Source organism: Xenorhabdus sp. KJ12.1 (assembly GCF_963876495.1).
GTDB classification, from domain to species: Bacteria; Pseudomonadota; Gammaproteobacteria; order Enterobacterales; family Enterobacteriaceae; genus Xenorhabdus; species Xenorhabdus stockiae.
In genome coordinates this window covers 26,977-49,314 of sequence record NZ_CAWNQH010000064.1, presented here as the reverse complement: position 1 = coordinate 49,314, position 22,338 = coordinate 26,977, and the positions used below count along the sequence as shown (strand labels likewise).

Sequence of the window (22,338 nt, the reverse complement as noted above, 5' to 3'; positions counted from 1 at the left end):
GTTTGATACAAAATCAGCCATCATTCAAGCAAGGTAATCGTTTGCGTCATTAATCCAAAATAACACCAATCCGCTGAGCTACCTCTTCGTACGCTTCAATTAAGCCACCAAGACTCTGGCGAAAACGATCTTTATCCATTTTATCCATTGTCTGCTTGTCCCACAGCCGGCTGCCATCTGGTGAAAATTCGTCACCTAGCACAACTTTCCCTTTAAACAGGCCGAATTCCAGCTTAAAGTCCACCAAAATTAAACCGGCATCATCAAATAACTTACCCAAGACTTCATTAGCTTTATAGCTCAAGCGCTTCATCTCAGCTAAATGCTCTTTGCTGACCCATCCGAACGTTTCGCAATAAGATTCATTCACCATCGGATCATGCTTAGCATCATCTTTCAGAAACAGATCAAACAAAGGAGGATTCAGCACCATTCCTTCTTCCACGCCAAGACGCTTCACCAGCGAACCAGCCGCGCGATTGCGGATAACACATTCAACCGGCACCATATCAAGCTTCTTAACCAGAGATTCATTATCTGACAGCAACTGTTCCAGTTGGGTTGGAATACCCGCCTCTTCCAGCTTACTCATAATGAAGTGGTTAAATTTATTGTTTACCATTCCCTTACGATCAAACTGTTCAATGCGTTCACCATCCAATGCTGATGTATCATTACGGAATTCCAGCACAAGCAAGTCAGGATTATCAGTGGCATACACTGTTTTTGCTTTTCCACGATACAACTCAGCTTTTTTCTGCATATTACACTCCAGAGATATGACATCTTTAAACGGACTATTAAACAAAAAATTTACTTAACTATATACACAATGGATTTCAAGATGCGTCGCGGCGGCAAGAGAGTGAACCCCCGAGAGCATAGATAACTATGTGACCGGGGTGAACAAACGCAGCCAACAAAGAGGCAACTTGAAAGACAAAGTGTATAAAGGGGCCGAAGCCCCTTTATATATTATTTATTTGTAGCTTTGCTAAATGCTGCTTGTAGCACCTCTACCATTTGATCATTTTCAGACTGAGTCAGCGGTTTACCTTTTTCGCTGATAAATTGCAGGCTGCTCCGGTTATCCAAATCGCCTACCTGTAACTTATAGTTGCCTTCGCTAATAGTTGGTGCTTCCACACCTAATGCTTTCCAGCCGGAAGAAGATAAACCTTTATAAGTAACCTCTATCGCACCAGTCGAACGGGTACGATCATTCACCTGCATACCTATGCTTTCCAACGCGTAAGGCAGCCTGTTCCAGATCACGTTATATGGTGCACGGACGATAATTTGTGGCAAACCTGTATTATCACCGCCACTTTGTACCGATAAAGCACCATCATTCTGCGTATTATGCTGCGCTGAAGCTTCTTTTTGGTCGTTCAGATAACCAGTCAGCGCATTTAGCATCAAGGTGTTGTAACGCTGGATTTCCGACGGGGTGTTAACCGCTTTATCACCCTGTTCCAGACCTGCACCTGAAACTGTTAAAACAATTTGGTAGCCCTGCTGAACCACAGAAATGTGGTAACGAACCTTATAAGGAACATTTTCATCTGATCGAGGCCACAAAATCCAGTCAGTTGTCAATGTCTGGGCTGCGTCATCTTTCTGGCTAATCGGATAGCCTTTTACCGCCAGAAAACTATTTACTTGTGACCACAATTTGCTGTACTCAGGGGTATTTTCAAGCAACAGCTTACTGCTTTGTGCGCTACTTTCAACACGGGAACCCGCTAATAGCGCCACGGTCTGCAACGGTGGACGTATATCAACCGATTTTCCGACATTCCCTTGTGGAACCACAGGTGGAATATCATATTCACCATTTTGCAGAGGTAAGTTCATCCCAGCAGGAATATTCAATAACTTCAGAGGGGGGGTATCAAGATAAGATTCATCACCACTCACTTGATGTTTATAGCTCTGATCGCTGGAACAGGCTGCCAGCAAGACGACCAATGACAGGCCAGCAACCTTCATGACCTTCGATTTTTGCAATAATGTTGCCATTAAAATTCCCTAAATTTTACAGTAATTCAGCCATTTTCAAGGCGTTCTCAACTGAAATTTGCCCTTCTTGCGTCAGCGGAACCATTGGCAGACGCAATGTATCGCTGGCAATCAGTCCCAGTTTATGACATGCCCATTTAGCTGGTGCCGGGCTAGGTTCAACAAATAGTTTATGATGCAATTCCTGCAGGCTACTGTTCAGGCTACGCGCTTTCGCAAATTCACCACGAGAAGCCAACTGACAAATTTGTGCCATTTCTGCTGCCGCTACATTCGCTGTTACAGAAATCGTTCCTTTTCCGCCAAGATACATAAAGTCGAGAAAACTTGCATCATCACCACTTAACAGAATAAAACTTTCATCATTAACCAGTTCTTGGATCTGGCTGACACGACTTAAGTTCCCCGTTGCTTCCTTGATTGCGACAATATTTTTCAGTTTCGCCAAACGTGCAACAGTCGGTGGCAGCAAATCACATCCGGTACGCGATGGTACATTATACAGAATTTGTGGTAAGTCGGTATTCTCAGCTATTGCTTTATAGTGCTGATACAAACCTTCCTGCGAAGGCTTATTATAATAAGGTGTCACAGACAGGCAACCAACAACACCTGTATTTTCAAAGCATCGGGTCAGCGATATTGCTTCCGCAGTAGCATTCGCACCTGTTCCGGCAATAACAGGAATACGACCATCAGCTAATTCGAGTGTTGTCAGTACAACATCGACATGTTCATCATGGTTAAGCGTGGCACATTCCCCGGTTGTTCCGACAGAAACAATTGATGCCGTACCACTGGCAACATGGTAATCAATCAATTTTTTCAAACTGCTCTTATCAACTCGGCCAGTTGAATCCATCGGTGTGATTATCGCAACCATACTGCCTGTAAAATCGAAGTGACCACTCTCCATTACCATTTCCTCTAAAATGAGTCTTACACTACAAATAAGAAAATCATGGTACTTTCTTGTCATAAGGAAGGAAACTCTTTGACCCTATGATTTCGATGATTTTTGTTAATATCAAGTGTAGACAATTAAACAGAGATTATAATCGTGCTCCATCTCTTATAAATGCCATTGACCTTCTCTTGATCATTTTTTATGTTTAGTAGCGACATGTACCCGCAGCCATCGACCATAGATAAGGAAAATCGCTTTGCCGAAATCAAAACAACATTTTTTAGTGCTCACAGCTCTTGGTGTAGATCGCCCCGGAATCGTCAACACCATCACCCGCCTTGTTAATACATGCGGCGGCAATATTGAGGACAGCCGTCTGGCAATGTTTGGCGAAGAATTTACCTTTATTATGCTGCTGTCCGGTAGCTGGAACGCGATTACTCTGATTGAATCGACCCTGCCACAAAGAGCCGCTGAACTCGAATTACTTGTTGTAATGAAGCGCACCCGCAGTGGCGCGGCAAAAAAATTTCCTTCTACTATTTCAGTTCGGGTAGATGTGGATGATTCTCCCGGCATTGTCGAGCGTTTTACCAATCTGTTCACAACCCAGAATTTCAATATTGCTGAATTGGTTTCAAAAACGCATCCCACGACTGAAAATATGCCTGCACGGCTGCAAATACAAATCACAGGCCATAATCCATTAGATGATAAAGGTGTTGTATTTAAAGAAACCTTCCAGCATCTATGTGCAGAGTTAAATGCTCAAGGCAGTATCAGTGTACAGGAAGTGTTAGGCGACGATTCAGTAAACTGGATAAAAAACAAATAATGGTAGCACCTGTAGAGGTTTGTATCCTGTCTTTGGTTTATCGTCTATAGAATCCTAACACAAGCAAAGAAGTTGCAACCCGAAAGATTAAAAATATACATGTAGTGAACATATAAGAATATTAGTGTATAAAACCAGTTAGATAAAAACGACTAAACGGAGAATACGTGATGAGTCCATTGAAAGCCGGAGATAAGGCACCACAATTCAGCCTACCTGATCAAGATGGTGAAAACATTAACTTATCTGACTTCAAAGGTCAGCGTGTTTTAGTTTATTTCTACCCCAAAGCAATGACCCCAGGCTGTACTGTTCAGGCATGTGGTTTGCGCGATACGATGGATGAACTGGAAAAAATTAATGTTGCCGTGTTAGGCATCAGTACAGATGCTCCCGAGAAATTATCCCGATTTGTTGAGAAAGAAATGCTGAATTTTACTCTGCTTTCCGATGTTAATCATCAAGTTGCCGAACAGTTTGGTGTTTGGGGTAGAAAACAGTTTATGGGCAAAGTCTATGATGGCATTCATCGCATCAGTTTTCTGATTGATCCTGCGGGTAATGTTGAACACGTTTTTGATAAATTCAAAACAAGCGATCATCATCAAGTTGTTCTGAATTATCTGCAACAGCATTCATCCTGAAATCTACTGAATGTAGCTGATAGCAAGTCAAGTAACACAGTCCTCCGTCTGCCTGACGGAGGATGCCACAGACTCCTATAGAATGAATTAGCTGTTTTTATGCCTTCCCTGCACGATCAGTGCAATCGCAGAAACTATATGAAGTAACGACATACGTATAATGTGGCTTGCCATCACAATACCTACATTAACCTTCATCGCCATAGCAGCAAATAACATTGCTTCCATACTGCCGGGAGCCCACGAAAGGATCAGCAAGTGCATTGGGTAATCCATCACTTGTGCCGTCACTGCTGCAACTAAAACTGTGATGGTCAGTGCGATAAACACAGATTGTATGGAAGACCAAATATTACTAATCAATGCTGAAAACGGAAACGCACTAAAATACGAACCGATCCTCATGCCCATTAACCCCATTGATAATAAACTGAGCAATTCAGGCAGCTTCAGTGTTACATCAGACAGATAGTGAACAACAATAGCAACAACCAATGAAGTCAGCATATAGGGTGCCGGAATATGTAAACGCTCCAACAGAACGCCGAGGATATAACCTCCGGTGGCAATCAGGATCAACCAGCCAATAATGCCGGGTGTATAAGAAAAAGGTGCTGCTTTAATCACTGGAGGAGGATTTAATCCGGTAATAATCCCGGCAATAATAATCAAGACGACCAAACGAATAGCATGGGAAATAACAATTTTTTGTGGTGGTGTTTTGGAATGTTCAGTCAGTACTAGGATCGCGGCTAGTGCACCGGGAACAGCACCCAATACTGACTCTGTGCGTGTCCATCCCATTTTCCGGTGAAACCAAAAATAGCCGACATTAAATTGCAGGATCAAGCAGATTAATAATGCGGGGAGCAACATCAGGATATCCCGCCCTTCTTCCATCGGTAATCCTTTGACCATCAACCCGATAGAGCTTCCTAATACAATTTGAACCACAGTCAGGCTATGTTTTGGTGCTGTAAGTGATATTTTCAGCCGGGATGCAATAATAACAGCCGCCATTGCCCCAAACATATATGCCAGAGGTAGCCCCAGCAGTGACAAAACCCATCCTAAAAGCATGCAAGGTATAACACTTAACAGTGATTTCACCGCCACTCCTTAGTTCAGTCTGTTTATTTGAATTTTTATCGAAATTACTGCAACAATTTCAAATTACGAAGATAACTCTTCTGATTTATCTTCCGGCCAGACATTAATAACAGCTTTAATCAACGTCGCCAATGGAATCGCGAAAAAAACGCCCCAAAAACCCCACAATCCGCCAAAAATAATGACGGAAATAATGATAATAAGCGGATGAAGATTAACTGCCTCTGAAAATAAAATAGGAACAAGCAGATTACCGTCTAACCCTTGAACAACCAGATAAGCAATAAATAGTGTCCAAAAATCTGTGCCCAATCCCCACTGAAATAGAGCTACCACAATGACAGGAATAGTCACTATTACCGTGCCGACATAGGGAATCAAAACAGATAAACCAACCAGAACAGCAAGTAACATGGAATAATGCAACTCAAAGAAAGCAAATACAGCATAAGTACAAATGGTTAAAATAACCATCTCCACAACTTTTCCCCGAATATAATTCGTAATCTGCTGATTCATCTCATGCCATAATTGCCCGGCTAAACCGTGATTACGCGGTAATATACGCTGGAATGCCGCTACCATTTTATTTTTATCTTTCAACAGGAAAAATACCATTAAAGGAACAATAATCAGGTAAATAGAGAGCGTCATCAGTCCAATCAAAGAAGCTACTGAAAATTTAAATACAGATTCTCCCGCTAAAGAAAATTTATTACGCAGATTTTCGGCAAACATATCAATGATACCGACATCAACTAAAACAGGGTAACGAGAGGGAAAAGTCCGGGCGTATTCCTTAAAGCGATTAAGCATATTCGGCAAATCGGAAAACAGATTAAGCCCCTGTTGCCAGACTGTTGGGGCAACAATCAGGATAATCAATGCACTGATCCCCATAAAAATGGCTAATACAATTGTCACTGAAAGAGTACGACTACAACCCAGCTTTTCTAATTTCACCGTCGGCCATTCCAATAAATAAGCCAACACAATTGCAGCAAGAACAGGAGCTAAGATACCATTGAAAAAATAAATTATGCCAAAGCCAGCCAGCAAAATGAATGATAGTGCAGCAACTTGCGGATCAGCAAAACGGCGGCGATACCATTGCATGATCATATCCAACATAAACCAAACTCCTTAATAACAATACTTAATGACTATTTTACTAAAAGTGCTTACGGCTGATCGATTTTAAGTTAACCTTAGCTATCATACACGTATCCTGAAATTGATAGCTAACTGGGCACAGCATTTTATAAAAATCGTTTTATGAGAATCGCTCTATGAAAAAAACATCTACTAAATCCCTGATAGCGATACTGGTCAGTCTGACACTATTTGGCAATAGCCCTGCATACTCGGTACCTACTGACGAGACATTACCAGATATTGGTACAACCGCTGCATCCACACTCAGTACCAATCAGGAAATAGAGATGGGTGATTTCTATATCCGTGAAATACGTGCTGGAACTCCCTTGATTTATGACCCTCTATTAACACAATACATCAATAAATTAGGCCAGAGGCTCGTCAACCATGCTGATGCAGTGAAAACACCTTTTCACTTTTATATCGTCAATAACCCTAACATTAATGCGTATGCCTTTTTTGGTGGCAACGTTGTACTCCACTCTGCTCTGTTTCGTTATAGCCGAAATGAAAGCGAACTGGCTTCAGTTATGGCCCATGAAATATCTCATGTAACACAGCGCCATTTGGCTCGTATGATGGAAGACACACAGCGAAAAGCGCCACTGGCATGGGCCGGCACACTCGGATCTATCTTACTACTAATGGCTAACCCTCAGGCAGGAATGGCAGCCCTGAGTGGTACGCTGGCTGGTTTTTCACAGGGTATGATCAGCTTTACTCGTGAAAATGAGCAAGAGGCAGACCGTATCGGTATGCGGATATTAAGTCGGGCTGGGTATGATCCTTATGGAATGCCTAATTTTATGCAAATTTTGAGTGAGCGAACTTTACACAACTCAGAAATTCCAGAAATTCTATATACCCATCCACTGCCTGATAGCCGCTTAGCCGATGCCCGTAACAGAGCCAATCAATACCCGAAAAAATCTATTCCGGAATCACAGGAATATCTACTGGCCCGGGTACGAATTCTGACTCTAGAATCCACACTAAGCTCAGCCTATATTGAAGATCTGCTCACTAAATACAGTCGTGGAACGCCAAAAGAACAAATTGCGGCCTCTTATGGGCGGGCTCTTCTACTGACTAAACAGAAAAAATATGTCGAAGCCAGAAAAGTGCTCACCCCGTTATTGAATAACCAGCCAGATAATATCTGGTTTATTGATGCAATGACGGATATCGATATTGAACAAACACGATATGAGCAGGCGATTACCCGCTTACAGCAAGCCTTACAGAAACACAAAAATAACCCTGTGCTGCAAATCAATCTTGCTAACGTCTATATCGAAGCCAAACAGTATCCGAAAGCATCACAGCTGCTATTCCAATACACCTTCAGTCATCCGGATAATTTAGCTGGTTGGTCACTAATGGCCGAAGCAGCAAGCAAACAGGGGAAACGCAGTGAAGAACTGTCAGCTTACGCCGAAACAATGGCATTACAGGGTAAATTTGATATGGCAATCAGTTATCTCAGTCAGGCCAGTGCATTAGCAAAACTGAACAGCTATGATCAGGCCCGTTACGATGCTCGTATCGACCAGTTACGCAAGCTGCAACAGCGCTATAGCCAATATAAGAAATGAGGTTCTTTTATATGCAACATGTTATTTTTTATCATAACCCCCGCTGTTCAAAAAGCCGGGAAACGCTTAAGTTAGTTCAGGAACTCGGTATTACACCAGAAGTTATTCATTATCTCGATACTCCCCCAACGGCAGAACAGCTGGCTATTTTACTGAAACAACTGGGGTTCAGTGATGCCCGCCAATTAATGCGAACAAAAGAAGAATTGTATAAAGAGCTAGAGCTTGATAATAGTGAACTCACACAAGAAGCCTTACTTCAGGCAATGGCTGATAATCCTAAGCTCATAGAGCGCCCGATTGTTGTTGCAGGAGATAAAGCACGTTTAGGGCGACCACCAGAGCAGGTTAAAGAGATTTTGGGCAATTAATCATTAAAAAAGTGATAGGGAAGTCTACTTTGTACCTCTATCACTTTTTTCTGATCTGGTGTATTAAAGATCAAGAATATCTTTTACGAATGGGATAGTCAGTTTACGTTGTGCCACAATAGAAGCGCGGTCAAGCTCATCCAACGTTCTGAACAGCGTTTGCATTTCTCTGTCAAGACGCTTTAACACAAAACGCCCCACATCTTCAGGTAATTCAAATCCCCGCAACTTAGCTCGTAATTGTAATGCCTGAATTTTTTCATCATCAGACAAAGGCTGCAATTTATAGATCTGCCCCCAATCAAGCCTGGATGCCAAATCTGGCAATGTTAAATTAATTTGCCGGGGTGGACGATCTCCGGTGATCAACAGACAGGTTTTGCCAATCTCTACAATCCGGTTATAAAGATTAAAAATAGCCATTTCCCATACCTGATCACCTGCGATACATTCAACATTGTCAATACACACCAATGATAAATGTTCCATACCATCAAGAACTTCCGGAACAAAATATGCACGTTTATCGAGTGGCACGTATCCGACAGCCTCTCCTTGCTGGGATAGTTCGGCACAGGCTGCATGGAGCAAATGACTCTTGCCCCCGCCATCGCGGGACCAAAAATAGATATAACTGCCATGTGACTGACTAATAGCCAATTTTATTGCGGCTAATAAAGAAGAATTCTCACCTGCAAAAAAACTGGCGAATGTTTCATCATCTGGCAAATATAAGGGCAATGAAAGCTGCGCCGGTGTATTCAGAAGCACCTCAAACAGAATGGATAACGAACAGCATTAAGTTTACCATAGAAACCAAGTTTACCACAAAAAACGATAACAAATGAAATGAATACTTAGTTCAAGATGGTAGCTGTCATTGACACTCGCTTTTTCATGAAAAAAAGAAAAATAAAGCAAAGAAATAGTAAAAATTTATTTTTAATAAAAATTATCATTGACATATATCCAATATTATTCCTTCCTTTTGTTTCAGAACATTATTTATACTGAACACCCCAAAATACTCTTTGTCGAAACTGTGTTTAAAATCACCATTGATTATGAAATATCTGAAATGAATAATATGATCTATACTGAACTCCATGCGCATTACAAATAACAATCAATATAGAAAATAGCAAAACTTAAAAATATCAGATAACAAACTGAGAATTATCTGTTAATTAATAATAATTATCTTTCTTTATCAGATTGAGAAATGATCAGAGCACTCGCTTCTTTCAAGACCTCAATAATTTCTCCTTTATCTAAATCACCCTCAATAGATATAGAACTACCATCATTTTTAGTGATAGATATTTTTAGATTACGCTCACCACCTAAAAGAGCAATTAATGATTTTCTTAAACCATCAAGATACCTTAAATTATCTTTAATAAACGTGAGCGTTCGCTTAGCTATATTGAGTGTTTTCAAATCCGAGCTTATTGAATTAACTTCTATATTAAATTTTTTAAGCTCTGTATAAAATTCTTTTTCCAATGATTTATCTATATATAGAGTAATATTATTTATGCTTTCCATTTTATCCCTCAATATTTTTCATCTTTGAGTGTTTATACTTACAAGTATAGTAAAAAATTATGGCAAAAAGATAGAAAATCGGTAAGTAGGAATGAGGTGAAATTAGGCAACTATAGGGATATCAAGAAAAATTAGTCAATATTTTTCTAATAAAAAAATAAGAGAAAGAGTTCGTTAAAAAACCCTTTCTCTTAAAGAAAAACCAATACAAATTATTTTATGATTTCACTCGCTTTTTTATCATCGCTGAGTGATTCCACAGAAGAACTAATATACGGTTCATCCGGGCGAATGATACTAATCAATTTGAAAATCAGGCTCATACCAATACCTACTACCGTTGCCAGCGCCATACCTTTCAGCTCTGCTGCACCAATTTGGATTTTCGCACCACTTACGCCGATAATCAGAATGACAGAAGTCAGGATCAGGTTCTGAGCTTTGCTGTAATCTACTTTGGAATCAATCAATACCCGTATACCAGATGCACCGATCACACCATACAGTAATAAAGATACGCCTCCCATCACCGGAACCGGAATTATCTGGATCGCCGCCGCCAGTTTACCGACACAAGAAAGTAAAATCGCCAGAATTGCTGCTCCGCCAATGACCCATGTGCTGTATACGCGAGTCAGAGCCATTACACCAATGTTTTCGCCATAAGTGGTATTAGGTGTTGAGCCAAAGAACCCTGAAATAATCGTTGAAAAACCGTTGGCAAACATCGAACGATGCAATCCCGGATTTTTCAGCAAATCTTTTTGCACTATATTGGCTGTTACGACCAAATGACCAACATGCTCCGCAATGACAACCAGTGCCGCAGGCAAAATCGTCATAATAGCAAACCACTCAAAACGCGGAGTGTAAAAAGTCGGCAATGCAAACCATGGCGCTTCACGCACTGGTGTAAAATCTACGACCCCCATAAAAAAGGATAACGCATAACCCACCAGCACCCCGATCAGGATTGGAATGATCGCCATAAAGCCGCGGAACATAACTGAACCCAATATTGTCACAGCCAGTGTAACCATTGAGATGATCAGATTCGTCGTATTAACATCTGTTCCCGCAGCAGGACGTAGCCCGGCCATATCAGCAGCAACCCCTGCCAGTTCCAGACCAATCACTGCAACAATAGCTCCCATTGCTGCAGGAGGAAACATCACATTAAGCCAGCCTCTTCCCGCGATTTTAACAATCAGGGAAACCAGACAGAACAGCAACCCACAGACAATAAATCCGCCCAATGCCAGTTCATACCCTAAAGGCAACAACAATAATACAGGAGATATAAAGGCAAAACTGGAACCTAAATAAGCCGGGATCCTTCCTTTACAAATAAACAGATAAAACAGTGTTCCAATACCATTAAATAATAAAATTGTGGCGGGATTAATTTTAAACAGAATGGGAACCAGAACTGTCGCCCCAAACATCGCAAATAAATGTTGCAAACTTAACGGAATGGTCTGTCTTAACGGTGGTCTTTCATCTACCCCAATAGTCCGACGGGTCACTATTTATGTCCTCTTATGTTTTACTAGGAACCAAAAAAAAGCCGACTTTTCAGCCGGCTAAAAATATTATTTTGTACCAAATATCTTATCGCCTGCATCCCCCAGGCCAGGAACAATATATCCATGCTCATTAAGGCACTCATCAATTGATGCAGTATATAGTTCAACATCAGGATGTGCTTTTTCCAAAGCGGCAACTCCTTCTGGAGCAGCAACAAGAACCAAAACCTTAATAACAGGACATCCTGCTTTTTTCAGCAAATCAATTGTGGCAATCATAGAGCCACCTGTTGCCAGCATCGGATCAACAATCAATGCCATACGCTCATTGATATCAGAAACCAGTTTCTGAAAATAAGGTACAGGTTCAAAGGTTTTTTCATCACGATAAACACCAACAACACTGATGCGGGCACTCGGAATATTTTCCAGAACACCATCCATCATTCCCAGCCCTGCACGCAGGATAGGTACTACAGTAATTTTCTTCCCTTTAATCTGGTCTATTTCTACCGGACCACACCATCCCTCGATGGTCACTTTCTCAGTTTCTAAATCAGCAGTTGCTTCATATGTCAGAAGACTTCCCACCTCTGAAGCCAGTTCACGAAAGCGCTTAGTGCTTATATCATGATCACGCATCAGGCCCAGTTTATGTTTAACGAGTGGGTGTTTAACCTCAACGATCTTCATGGGTTTCTCCTACTGTATATAGCCGGCAGATAAAAAAATCGCGGGATTATACCTCCTTTTTGGGATCAGGCAACTATCAATATATTGATTTTTAGCAACAACAAGTCATTTTTTCCTATTTTTTATCCGCAATAAACCTGCATAAAGCTATCGCAAACGTTTGCCTTGGCTGTTAGAATTATTCCGTTCTGTTTTATTCATTCAAATGCAACTGCCTGGGAGCTACGCAGTGACCAACAAAACTTCTCTTAGCTATAAAGATGCTGGTGTCGATATTGATGCTGGTAATGCCTTAGTCAATCGTATCAAAAGTGTAGTGAAACAGACCCGACGCCCGGAAGTAATGGGGGGATTGGGTGGCTTTGGTGCATTATGTTCTCTGCCACAAAAATATCGTGAACCTGTTTTAGTTTCTGGCACAGATGGTGTGGGGACTAAACTGCGTCTGGCCATGGATCTGAAGCGCCACGATACAATCGGCATTGATTTGGTCGCCATGTGCGTCAACGATCTGGTAGTTCAGGGAGCTGAACCTCTGTTCTTCCTTGATTACTATGCAACAGGGAAATTAGATGTTGATACCGCATCGAGCGTTATAACCGGCATCGCAGAAGGCTGTAAACAGGCAGGCTGTGCTCTGGTCGGCGGGGAAACAGCTGAAATGCCGGGCATGTACCACGGTGAAGATTATGATGTTGCGGGCTTTTGTGTCGGTGTGGTTGAAAAATCAGACATCATTGACGGCAGTAAAGTTCAGGCTGGAGATGCACTCATAGCACTGTCATCCAGCGGGCCACACTCCAATGGTTATTCACTGATCCGTAAAATCCTTGAAGTGAGCCAGACCAATCCCGAGACAACTGAGCTGGATGGTAAAACACTGGCTGATCATCTTCTCGCTCCAACCCGTATTTACGTTAAACCACTGCTTGAACTGATCGAGCAACTTGAAATCCATGCGATTTGCCATCTGACAGGTGGTGGTTTCTGGGAAAATATTCCCCGCGTTCTGCCTGAAAGTATGCAGGCAAAAATCGATGGCACAAGTTGGCAATGGCCTGCCATTTTTAAATGGCTGCAACAGGCTGGCAATGTCAGCGACCATGAAATGTACCGCACGTTTAATTGCGGCGTCGGCATGATAATTGCGCTACCTCAGTCTCAGGCAACACAGGCAATTGAATGGCTGAATAAAGCGGGTGAAAACGCATGGCAAATCGGCAACATCACTGAATCTGATCATAGCGGGCAGCAAGTTACGATCAGTTAATAAAAAGCCAGTTAATAGAAAGTGATTCAATGAAGACTATGAAAAAAATTGCGGTCTTAATTTCTGGTAATGGCAGTAATCTGCAATCTATCATTGATGCCTGCCAGCAAAACCGGATTAATGGCCAGATCTGTGCTGTGTTCAGCAATAAAGCCGATGCTTATGGTCTGCAACGCGCTGAAGAATCAGCTATTCCAACCCATTTTCTTAATCCGAAGGAATATTCTGATCGCACAGATTATGACTCTGCCCTGCTTACAGCCATTGATCAATATCAGCCCGATTTAATCGTTTTAGCGGGTTATATGAGGATCTTGTCATCTGGCTTTGTGCAGCATTACCGTGGACGACTACTCAATATTCATCCCTCCCTGCTACCGAAATATCCCGGCTTACATACTCACCGTAAGGCGATAGAAAACGGCGATCAGGAACATGGTACTTCTGTCCACTTTGTCACCGAAGAACTTGATGGTGGGCCTGTTATCTTACAGGCGAAAGTGCCCATTTTTACAGAGGATCAAGAAGAGGATGTTATTCGACGCGTGCAAACTCAGGAGCATAATATTTACCCGCTGGTCATTGGCTGGTTTCTGGAAGGCCGTTTGAGCATGGGCAATAATACCGCCATTTTGGATGGGAAAGTACTTTCTCAACAAGGATATGCTTCAGACTAATCGATATAATTAATTCCAAAATTTATTATTAGTTCCAAAACTACAGCATTGTGTTAAGGTTAGTTAGTTAAACTAAACTTAATCATACTAAGGTAAAAATAATTAGCCGGACACCTTGCTGTACTTTATTACTTCATAATATTCTCTTTTATAAAAATCAAAACCAAGTCATCCTTACGTTAAAAGCACTGAGGTATCTAATGTCCAGTGGTTCCGAAAATCCACCCGTAAATCTACGCCCACTTGAGCGGGAAGATCTCCCTTTCGTCCACCAGCTTGATAATAATGCTAGTGTTATGCGCTACTGGTTTGAAGAGCCTTATGAGGCTTTCGTTGAATTATGCGATCTCTATGACAAACATATCCATGATCAAAGTGAACGCCGTTTTATTATTGAGAGTATGAATTCCAAAGTTGGTCTGGTGGAATTGGTGGAAATTGATTATGTCCATCGTCGGGCTGAATTTCAGCTCATTATTGCACCGGCTTATCAGGGGCAAGGCTATGCAACAGAAGCAGTTAAACTTGCGATGGAGTACGCATTTTCAGTCCTAAACCTCTATAAACTCTATTTAATTGTTGATAAAGAAAACGAAAAAGCAATTCATATATACAATAAACTGGGATTTTATACAGAAGGAGAGCTTATTGATGAGTTCTTTGTAAACGGCTCTTATCATACTGCTATCCGAATGTGTACTTTCCAGCACCACTATTTTGCTAACAAAATTAGGCATTCCCAGAGTAAAAAGCAGCACTGTTAACCAATGGACCAAATGGAGTAGTAATGTCCCAAGACCGCCTCTATACAGAAAAAGAACTCAGCTGGCTCTCTTTCAATGAACGTGTGCTTCAGGAAGCGGCTGACAAAAGTAATCCACTTATTGAAAGGATGAGGTTTTTAGGGATCTACTCCAATAATCTGGATGAGTTTTATAAAGTCCGTTTCGCCGATGTCAAACGTCGCATTCTGATTAGCGAAGCGCGGGGTTCTGCAACCGGTGCCCGGCAATTATTAAAAAAAATTCAGTCAAAAGTTGCCAAAATCGATCAGGAGTTTGATGAACTCTATAACGATTTATTGTTGGAAATGGCGCGTAATCAGATTTTCCTAATCAATGAACGGCAGATATCCCCGAATCAGCAAATCTGGCTCCGGCAGTATTTTCGCCAGCATTTACGTCCACACATTACGCCTATCGTTATCAATCCAGAAACTAATCTGGTTGAATTTTTAAAAGATGATTACACCTATTTAGCGGTGGAAATTATTCGCGGGCAGGAAACCAAATATGCTTTGTTGGAAATCCCTTCCGATAAAGTTCCCCGTTTCGTTAATTTGCCGCCGGAAATGCCCAAAAGACGCAAATCAATGATCCTGATTGATAACATTCTGCGCTACACATTGGATGAAATTTTTAAGGGATTTTTTGATTACGACACACTAAGTGTTTATTCCATGAAAATGACCCGTGATGCTGAGTACGATTTGGCAACGGAAATGGAGTCCAGCCTGCTGGAGTTAATGTCTTCAACACTGAAACAAAGGCTGACAGCCGAGCCTGTCCGTTTTGTTTATCAGCGCGATATGCCTGATGAAATGGTCGAATTATTGCGTAGCAAACTGGGGCTTTCCAATGATGACTCAGTCATTGCCGGCAGCCGTTATCACAATTTCAGAGATTTCATTAAATTCCCCAATGAAGGAAACCGGACTCTGCTGAATAAACCCATGCCCCGGCTGCGCCATACCTGGTTTGACCATTTCCGCAATGGTTTTGATGCTATCCGTGAACAGGATGTATTGCTTTATTATCCTTACCACACTTTCGAGCATGTACTGGAATTGCTGCGACAGGCATCATTCGATCCAAGCGTATTATCGATAAAAATTAACATCTATCGGGTAGCGAAAGACTCACGCATAGTTGAATCCATGATCCATGCAGCCCACAATGGCAAAAAAGTGACAGTGGTCGTGGAATTACAGGCACGCTTTGATGAAGAAGCCAACATTCACTGGGCAAAACGCCTGACTGAAGCGGGTGTGCATGTCATTTTCTCGGCTCCCGGCCTGAAAATTCACGCCAAACTGTTTATCATTTCACGTCTTGAAGGGAATGAAATTATCCGTTATGCCCACATCGGCACAGGGAATTTCAATGAAAAAACAGCCCGCTTATATACCGACTACTCCCTACTAACAGCCAAACCCGAAGTCACCAACGAAGTACGCCGGGTATTTAACTTTATTGAAAACCCTTATCGTCCGGTGACATTTGAGAACTTGATGGTTTCTCCCCAAAACTCACGGGCTATGCTCAATAAATTAATTGATCAGGAAATTGAAAATGCCAGAGCAGGAGAAATTGCGGGCATCACGCTGAAAATAAATAATCTGGTAGACAGAGAATTAGTAGATCGCCTATACGATGCCTCTGAAGCGGGTGTCAAAGTACGGCTTCTGATCCGGGGAATGTGTTCTCTGGTTCCCGGCCAGCCCGGCTTTAGTGAAAATATTCAGGTCACCAGTATTGTTGATCGTTTTCTTGAACATGATCGGGTTTATGTTTTCACTAATAAAGGAGATGAGAAAATTTTTCTTTCTTCCGCAGACTGGATGACACGGAACATTGATTATCGTATTGAAGTTGCCGTTTGTCTGCTTGACCCACTGTTAAAACAGCGTGTTCTCGATATTCTGGAATTACAGTTTAGTGATACGGTCAAGGCTCGTTATATTGATAAAGAATTGAGCAATAGGTATGTCCCACGAGGAAATAAACGTAAAATTCGCGCACAAACTGCCATTTACGATTATCTGAAAAATCTGGAACAGCCTGAATCAAGAGTTTAATTTATGCCGTTGAAACACGATACACCAACGCCTAAACCGCTGGAAATTGCAACCATCGATCTGGGCTCCAATAGCTTTCATATGGTTATCGCCCGAATTGTAAATGGAGCATTACAAGTTATCGGTCGCCTGAAAAAACGGGTTTACCTTGCTGATGGATTCAACGATAAAAATGAACTGAGTGAAGAAGCCATCAAACGTGGTCTTGAGAGTCTTTCATTATTTGCCGAACGATTACAAGGTTTCTCCGCAGAAAATGTCTGCCTTGTAGGAACTCACAGTTTACGGGAAGCAAGTAACGCCGAAGAATTCCTGCAACGGGCCAAAGAAGTCATCCCCTATCCCATTGAGATTATTTCCGGTCATGAAGAAGCCCGTTTAATTTTTATGGGCGTAGAGCATACTCAGCCCGAAAAGGGTCGTAAGCTGGTGATTGATATTGGTGGCGGTTCAACCGAACTGGTTATTGGTGAAGGCTTCGAACCTCTTCTCATTGAAAGCCGTCGTATGGGATGCGTCAGTTTTGCCCGGCAGTTTTTCCCTGATGGGGTGATAAATGAACATAATTTCCGTAAGGCACAACTTCAAGCGGAACAAAAGCTGGAGAATCTCATCTGGCAATTCCGCACAAAGGGCTGGGATTTTGCTCTGGGGGCGTCGGGTACAATTAAGGCAGTGCATGAATTATTGGTTGAATTGGGTGAAAAAGATGGCCTGATTACACCTGAGCGGCTTCAGATGCTGGTCAAGAGAGTATTGAAATACAAAAATTTCAAATCGCTGGATCTGCCCGGTTTATCGGACGATCGCAAACAGACTCTGGTTCCTGGTCTGGCAATCCTGTGCGGTATATTTGATGCCCTGAATATTCAGGAATTATGCTTGTCTGACGGAGCACTACGTGAAGGCGTTCTTTACGAAATGGAAGACCGTTTCCGCCATCTGGATATCCGCCAGAGAACCGCCAAAAGTCTTGCTGATCACTATAATATCGATCGCGAACAGGCCAGTCGTGTCTGGGATACAGCTAAAACACTGTATGATCAGTGGGTTACACAAAACCCGAAGCGGGTGCATCCACAATTGGAGTCTATCCTGCTCTGGGCTGCCATGCTACATGAAGTTGGCTTAAGTATTAATCTGAGTGGCCTGCAACGGCACTCTGCCTATATTCTGCAACATACTGATTTACCGGGGTTCAACCAAGAACAGCAATCATTACTGGCAACCTTAGTTCGTTATCACCGCAAAGCGGTTAAAGTTCATGAGCATCCGCGTTTCTATTTGTTTAAGAAAAAACAATATCTTCCTATGCTCCAGATATTAAGATTAGCAACACTGCTGAATAATCAGCGTCAGTCCACCACCACACCTGAGTCACTGAGACTGGAAACGGATCATGGGCACTGGATACTTTCCTTTCCGAAAAACTATTTAACCCAAAATACACTCATGCAACTGGATTTAGAAAAAGAGCAAGCTTACTGGAGTGATGTGGCAGGCTGGCATCTACATATCCAAGAGGAATCAACTTAACGATATCGAATTATGAAAAAGAAAAAGAAAACCGCTCAGATTACAAAATTAATTCTGCTTATCAGCTTTCTGATTTTATTTGGGCGTTTTATCTATTCATCAATTGCAGCGTTAGAACATCATCAGCAAAAAAAGCAAAATATGATGGAACAAAGCAGCGATCTTAAGACAAAATAACATCATTCCTGATAGTGTAATTTTGGCAAAAACTAAAGGTCATATAATGTTACAGCCAGCCTTTAAACCCGATAATACGAACGTTGCCAACCAACATTCGCAAAAGCTGGCTCTTGCTCGCCAGCATCTGTTTTCTCTGTTAATTAACGATAAGCTATTCGTTGATACATTATTAGGACAGGCTGATGCACATGCAAAGATTAGCAATGATCTGCTACTCGAAAAAATTGAAGAAGTCCGCTCTTTACTGACCAGCCTGCATGCAGCAGATATCGCAGATATTCTGGAGGCACTGCCTTATGATGAGCGCCTTGCTTTATGGCGACTCATCGACAACAACCAGCGTGGTGAAGTTTTGGTGGAAGCTTCAATCCCGGTCTGGGATAACTTAATTAAAGATATGTCCGATCTGGCGCTACTTAGAGCAATCGGTACACTGCATGTCGATGAACAGGCTTATATTGTCGAACACCTTCCCAGAGATACCACACACCGTCTGCTGACCTATCTGGAACCCAGCCAGCGCAACCGTATCCGGGAAGTATTACAATACCACAAAGACAGCATCGGCCAGATGATGGACTTTGAATTTGTAACTGTACGAGGCAATGTCACGCTCAGCACCGTTCAGCGTTTTCTGCGTTCCCGTGGGTCTATTCCCGCAACAACAGATAAAATCTTTGTTATTGACCGTAAAAACCGGCTTCAGGGGGAACTTCCGCTCACTACCCTGCTAACCAACGCCCCCGATAAATTAGTTGCTGAAGTGATGAACATAGATACCGTGACTTTTTTGCCGGAGCAAAAAGGTGAAGATGCCGCCAGCGCGTTCGAGCGTTATGACCTGATTTCCGCGGCGGTTGTGGATAATAATGGCCGTCTTATGGGGCGTCTGACTGTTGAGGATATCGTCGACACCTTAAGCGAAGAGACAGATACCAATATCCGCCGTATGGGTGGCCTGAGCCGTGAAGAAGATGTTTTCGCTCCGGTTGGGCAGGCAGTGAAAACCCGCTGGGCATGGCTAGCCATTAATTTATGTACTGCATTCGTTGCTTCACGGGTTATCGGTCTGTTTGAGCATACCATTTCCCAGCTTGTTGCGCTTGCCACGCTGATGCCTATCGTGGCAGGTATCGGAGGGAATACCGGCAATCAGACTATCACGATGATCGTACGGGCACTGGCACTCCATCAAATCCGGACAGGAAGTTTTCCTTATATTTTATTAAGGGAACTGGGTGTTGCCCTGATAAACGGTATTATTTGGGGGGGAATTATGGGGCTTGTCACTTATCTGCTCTATGATGACCCAGCAATGGGCGGAGTGATGACCATGGCAATGATACTCAACCTGCTGATGGCTGCCCTGATGGGCGTGCTGATCCCTTTTATTATGATGAGACTAGGCAGAGATCCTGCTATTGGCTCCAGTGTGATGATAACTGCGATTACTGATACCGGTGGTTTTTTTATCTTTTTAGGACTGGCAACCCTATTTTTGGTTTAATGCGCAACAGGTTACCAAAAGCGCATTAAAGTCAGGCCTCTGGCAAGAGATTACTTTAAAAAAACACCGACTGGCTTAACCCGCATTTAACGCGGGTTAATATTTACCATTTAAAAATACTTTGATGATTATGAAAAATCATTTGATTGGCTTCTCATAATTTTATAATTGATAAAAACCAATAAACTACTCAATAGGCTTTTCAGTATAGTATCTTATTAGCTCACTATGCTTATTAATTATTTCCATTTTCCTGGGATCGTCTTTGTATTTTTCCTTCAATTCATAAAATAATTCATTGGCTTTTTTACAATATATATTAATCTCATCTTCCAGTAATCGCTTTCTTTCATCAGATAAATCACTATCCCATTCACCTGTAAGATATTCACAATATTCAGTTTTTTTCATGTATTCTTGCAAATCTTTTGGCATATTATCTCTTAATGCCCATGAAACCCCATGTAGGCAGAAAAAAATCACACTCGATATGATTATCTTTTCCATTTTATTGCTAATTTTCCATACCCAGTGCATTAGGAAAGCTCTCCCTGAAAGTCTCACGGTTGAAGATATTATTACTCTGGCACCTGATTTTTTTCATTGTCACGCTTAGAACTGCATAGGAGGTTTAAGCGTGGTAATGAAACGCCGATTGAATTTATCGGCGTTTTGGCAGTGATTGAGTTAACTCAGCATCAATAGACTCTTTCGTCCCAGACACTATATCCGGATGTTCCTGCCATATGATGACGACTGATGATATCTTTATATTTAACAGAAACAATTTCTTCCGGCTGTGCTTCCGCATGGTTAATACTGTGCGGATAATTCGGTGATAACTCAATAATCGTCGCATCACGACACTCAATTGAGTAATAGAGTTCCTGAGATCCTAATTGTGAAGTACGATAAAAATCAAATTTCAGGTTCAAACTTTCATTATCTGAAATTGCCATCATTAATAACGGTGATGATTTATCCTGCGGCTTTACAAATACAATTGGACTATGGTTAACATTTTGTTCTCTGTGAATGGAATGATGAAGATTTAATACAAAAATTTCATCTTCATGACCTGCCTGATACTTATTGCCAATGGATTCAACTGAAGAGCAACCTTGTGAAATCAACCCTTGTTTGTTTCCTTGCAAGGTTAAATAGATCATATTCGCCATGATAACTTCCTGTTTTTTTAAGGTTTTAAGAACTATCAATCGCTTCTAATATAGTCTGAAGTACTACATTTTTTCAGGGACAATGTGATTAAAATCACGATTCCCTAAACCAAACTATATTTTCATTGTTGCTAATTCTAGCGACTCATTTTATCAGCGATCATGCGATATTATACCAACGAAAAACAAGATAGGATATGTGCATTATTTGATAATTCACTCAGTATTACTTCCGTTTTTATAAGTATCAACTGTGCTATGAAAACTGATAACAAAATAAAATCTAACAGATTGTTATTTTTTATAGACCTATCTGAACAGACATATCGTACTCATCAAGTATTTTTATTTTATGAATATCATCTTTGTATTTATTTTTTAGTTTATTATGTAAAATTTTTGCTTTTTTGCAATATTCCGCTGAACCTTCCTCTATTTCTTTTTTACGATCTTCAGGAAGAGAATTATCCCATTCATTCGAGAAGTGTTGACAAGTTTCTATACTATCTATGTATTCCTGAATATCTAGTGGAATCTCTCTTTCTGATGTAAATGAATAAGCAGAAAAAAGTGAAATTATAATACCTAATATTATTGATTTTTTCATATTTCCCATCTCATTATGCTATGTTTACTGTTTTTAAATTTAACAATCATTCCTGATAAAAGATACTTTATCAGATATCACGTATGCTAATGGATGTTTTACATGCTCTCTCGCCCT

At 41.4% G+C, this 22,338-nt stretch carries 23 protein-coding genes; 11 read left to right on the top strand and 12 right to left on the bottom strand.

Features of this window, described 5'->3' with window-relative positions; translation table 11 throughout:
- Positions 1–49: 49 nt before the first annotated feature.
- The 3 genes from purC to dapA form a co-directional block, all read right to left on the bottom strand.
- Entirely contained in the window at positions 50–763 is a 714-nt protein-coding gene (gene purC / locus AACS92_RS09055; RefSeq protein WP_099110892.1) for a phosphoribosylaminoimidazolesuccinocarboxamide synthase, read from the bottom strand.
- A gap of 212 nt (positions 764–975) precedes the next feature.
- Complete coding sequence (bamC, locus tag AACS92_RS09050) at positions 976–2,022, bottom strand: outer membrane protein assembly factor BamC (protein WP_099110891.1); 1,047 nt, start codon at positions 2,020–2,022, stop codon at positions 976–978.
- 16 nt (positions 2,023–2,038) lie between these two features.
- Positions 2,039–2,938: a 4-hydroxy-tetrahydrodipicolinate synthase gene (dapA, locus tag AACS92_RS09045; protein WP_099110890.1), complete on the bottom strand. Its 900-nt coding sequence runs from the start codon at positions 2,936–2,938 to the stop codon at positions 2,039–2,041.
- 247 nt (positions 2,939–3,185) lie between these two features.
- Between dapA and AACS92_RS09040 the strand changes: the two genes are divergently transcribed.
- Together AACS92_RS09040 and bcp are read left to right on the top strand one after the other, a co-directional pair.
- Positions 3,186–3,764: a glycine cleavage system transcriptional repressor gene (locus tag AACS92_RS09040; protein WP_099110889.1), complete on the top strand. Its 579-nt coding sequence runs from the start codon at positions 3,186–3,188 to the stop codon at positions 3,762–3,764.
- A 170-nt stretch (positions 3,765–3,934) separates the two neighbouring features.
- Positions 3,935–4,408 (top strand): thioredoxin-dependent thiol peroxidase, encoded by a 474-nt coding sequence (gene bcp / locus AACS92_RS09035; protein WP_099110888.1) that lies wholly within the window; start codon positions 3,935–3,937, stop codon positions 4,406–4,408.
- A gap of 87 nt (positions 4,409–4,495) precedes the next feature.
- Here bcp and AACS92_RS09030 read toward each other — a convergent pair whose 3' ends face one another.
- Together AACS92_RS09030 and AACS92_RS09025 are read right to left on the bottom strand one after the other, a co-directional pair.
- Positions 4,496–5,518, bottom strand: a complete 1,023-nt coding sequence (locus AACS92_RS09030; RefSeq protein WP_241537982.1) for an AbrB family transcriptional regulator — start codon at positions 5,516–5,518, stop codon at positions 4,496–4,498.
- Between the two features lie 63 nt (positions 5,519–5,581).
- A complete protein-coding gene (locus AACS92_RS09025) occupies positions 5,582–6,649 on the bottom strand; it encodes an AI-2E family transporter (protein WP_099110887.1) in 1,068 nt (355 codons plus the stop codon).
- A 158-nt stretch (positions 6,650–6,807) separates the two neighbouring features.
- On the opposite strand from AACS92_RS09025, the gene AACS92_RS09020 reads away from it, so the two are divergent.
- A complete protein-coding gene (locus tag AACS92_RS09020; protein ID WP_099110886.1) occupies positions 6,808–8,271 on the top strand; it encodes a beta-barrel assembly-enhancing protease in 1,464 nt (487 codons plus the stop codon).
- An 11-nt stretch (positions 8,272–8,282) separates the two neighbouring features.
- A complete protein-coding gene (arsC, locus tag AACS92_RS09015; protein WP_099110885.1) occupies positions 8,283–8,642 on the top strand; it encodes an arsenate reductase (glutaredoxin) in 360 nt (119 codons plus the stop codon).
- A 63-nt stretch (positions 8,643–8,705) separates the two neighbouring features.
- On the opposite strand, the gene hda is transcribed toward arsC, so the two are convergent.
- From hda to upp, 4 genes are all read right to left on the bottom strand, one after another.
- Positions 8,706–9,413 carry a DnaA inactivator Hda gene (hda, locus tag AACS92_RS09010; protein ID WP_169926588.1) on the bottom strand — a complete coding sequence of 236 codons (708 nt, stop codon included), beginning with the start codon at positions 9,411–9,413 and terminating at the stop codon, positions 8,706–8,708.
- Between the two features lie 426 nt (positions 9,414–9,839).
- Positions 9,840–10,190 (bottom strand): hypothetical protein, encoded by a 351-nt coding sequence (locus AACS92_RS09005; RefSeq protein ID WP_099110883.1) that lies wholly within the window; start codon positions 10,188–10,190, stop codon positions 9,840–9,842.
- A 212-nt stretch (positions 10,191–10,402) separates the two neighbouring features.
- Positions 10,403–11,716, bottom strand: a complete 1,314-nt coding sequence (gene uraA / locus AACS92_RS09000) for a uracil permease (protein ID WP_099110882.1) — start codon at positions 11,714–11,716, stop codon at positions 10,403–10,405.
- Between the two features lie 66 nt (positions 11,717–11,782).
- Positions 11,783–12,409 (bottom strand): uracil phosphoribosyltransferase, encoded by a 627-nt coding sequence (gene upp / locus AACS92_RS08995; protein ID WP_099110881.1) that lies wholly within the window; start codon positions 12,407–12,409, stop codon positions 11,783–11,785.
- 229 nt (positions 12,410–12,638) lie between these two features.
- On the opposite strand from upp, the gene purM reads away from it, so the two are divergent.
- The 7 genes from purM to mgtE all read left to right on the top strand — a co-directional run bounded on the left by purM (position 12,639) and on the right by mgtE (position 20,436).
- Positions 12,639–13,679 carry a phosphoribosylformylglycinamidine cyclo-ligase gene (gene purM, locus AACS92_RS08990; protein WP_099110917.1) on the top strand — a complete coding sequence of 347 codons (1,041 nt, stop codon included), beginning with the start codon at positions 12,639–12,641 and terminating at the stop codon, positions 13,677–13,679.
- Positions 13,680–13,717: 38 nt separating this feature from the next.
- Positions 13,718–14,356, top strand: coding sequence for a phosphoribosylglycinamide formyltransferase (gene purN, locus AACS92_RS08985; protein ID WP_099110880.1), 639 nt, complete (start codon positions 13,718–13,720; stop codon positions 14,354–14,356).
- A gap of 200 nt (positions 14,357–14,556) precedes the next feature.
- The gene (speG, locus tag AACS92_RS08980; RefSeq protein ID WP_099110879.1) at positions 14,557–15,120 is read left to right on the top strand and encodes a spermidine N1-acetyltransferase; all 564 of its coding nucleotides are present in this window, start codon (positions 14,557–14,559) and stop codon (positions 15,118–15,120) included.
- 23 nt (positions 15,121–15,143) lie between these two features.
- Positions 15,144–17,213 carry a polyphosphate kinase 1 gene (gene ppk1, locus AACS92_RS08975; RefSeq protein WP_099110878.1) on the top strand — a complete coding sequence of 690 codons (2,070 nt, stop codon included), beginning with the start codon at positions 15,144–15,146 and terminating at the stop codon, positions 17,211–17,213.
- A 3-nt stretch (positions 17,214–17,216) separates the two neighbouring features.
- Positions 17,217–18,749, top strand: coding sequence for an exopolyphosphatase (gene ppx / locus AACS92_RS08970; protein WP_099110877.1), 1,533 nt, complete (start codon positions 17,217–17,219; stop codon positions 18,747–18,749).
- Positions 18,750–18,761: 12 nt separating this feature from the next.
- On the top strand, positions 18,762–18,926 hold the full coding sequence (locus AACS92_RS08965; RefSeq protein WP_099110876.1) for a YfgG family protein: 165 nt from the start codon (positions 18,762–18,764) through the stop codon (positions 18,924–18,926).
- Between the two features lie 46 nt (positions 18,927–18,972).
- Positions 18,973–20,436, top strand: a complete 1,464-nt coding sequence (gene mgtE / locus AACS92_RS08960; RefSeq protein WP_099110875.1) for a magnesium transporter — start codon at positions 18,973–18,975, stop codon at positions 20,434–20,436.
- Between the two features lie 186 nt (positions 20,437–20,622).
- On the opposite strand, the gene AACS92_RS08955 is transcribed toward mgtE, so the two are convergent.
- The 3 genes from AACS92_RS08955 to AACS92_RS08945 form a co-directional block, all read right to left on the bottom strand.
- On the bottom strand, positions 20,623–20,973 hold the full coding sequence (locus tag AACS92_RS08955; protein ID WP_099110874.1) for a hypothetical protein: 351 nt from the start codon (positions 20,971–20,973) through the stop codon (positions 20,623–20,625).
- A 161-nt stretch (positions 20,974–21,134) separates the two neighbouring features.
- Positions 21,135–21,614, bottom strand: a complete 480-nt coding sequence (locus tag AACS92_RS08950; RefSeq protein ID WP_099110873.1) for an Hcp family type VI secretion system effector — start codon at positions 21,612–21,614, stop codon at positions 21,135–21,137.
- A 301-nt stretch (positions 21,615–21,915) separates the two neighbouring features.
- Positions 21,916–22,221: a hypothetical protein gene (locus AACS92_RS08945; RefSeq protein WP_099110872.1), complete on the bottom strand. Its 306-nt coding sequence runs from the start codon at positions 22,219–22,221 to the stop codon at positions 21,916–21,918.
- Positions 22,222–22,338 lie beyond the last annotated feature (117 nt).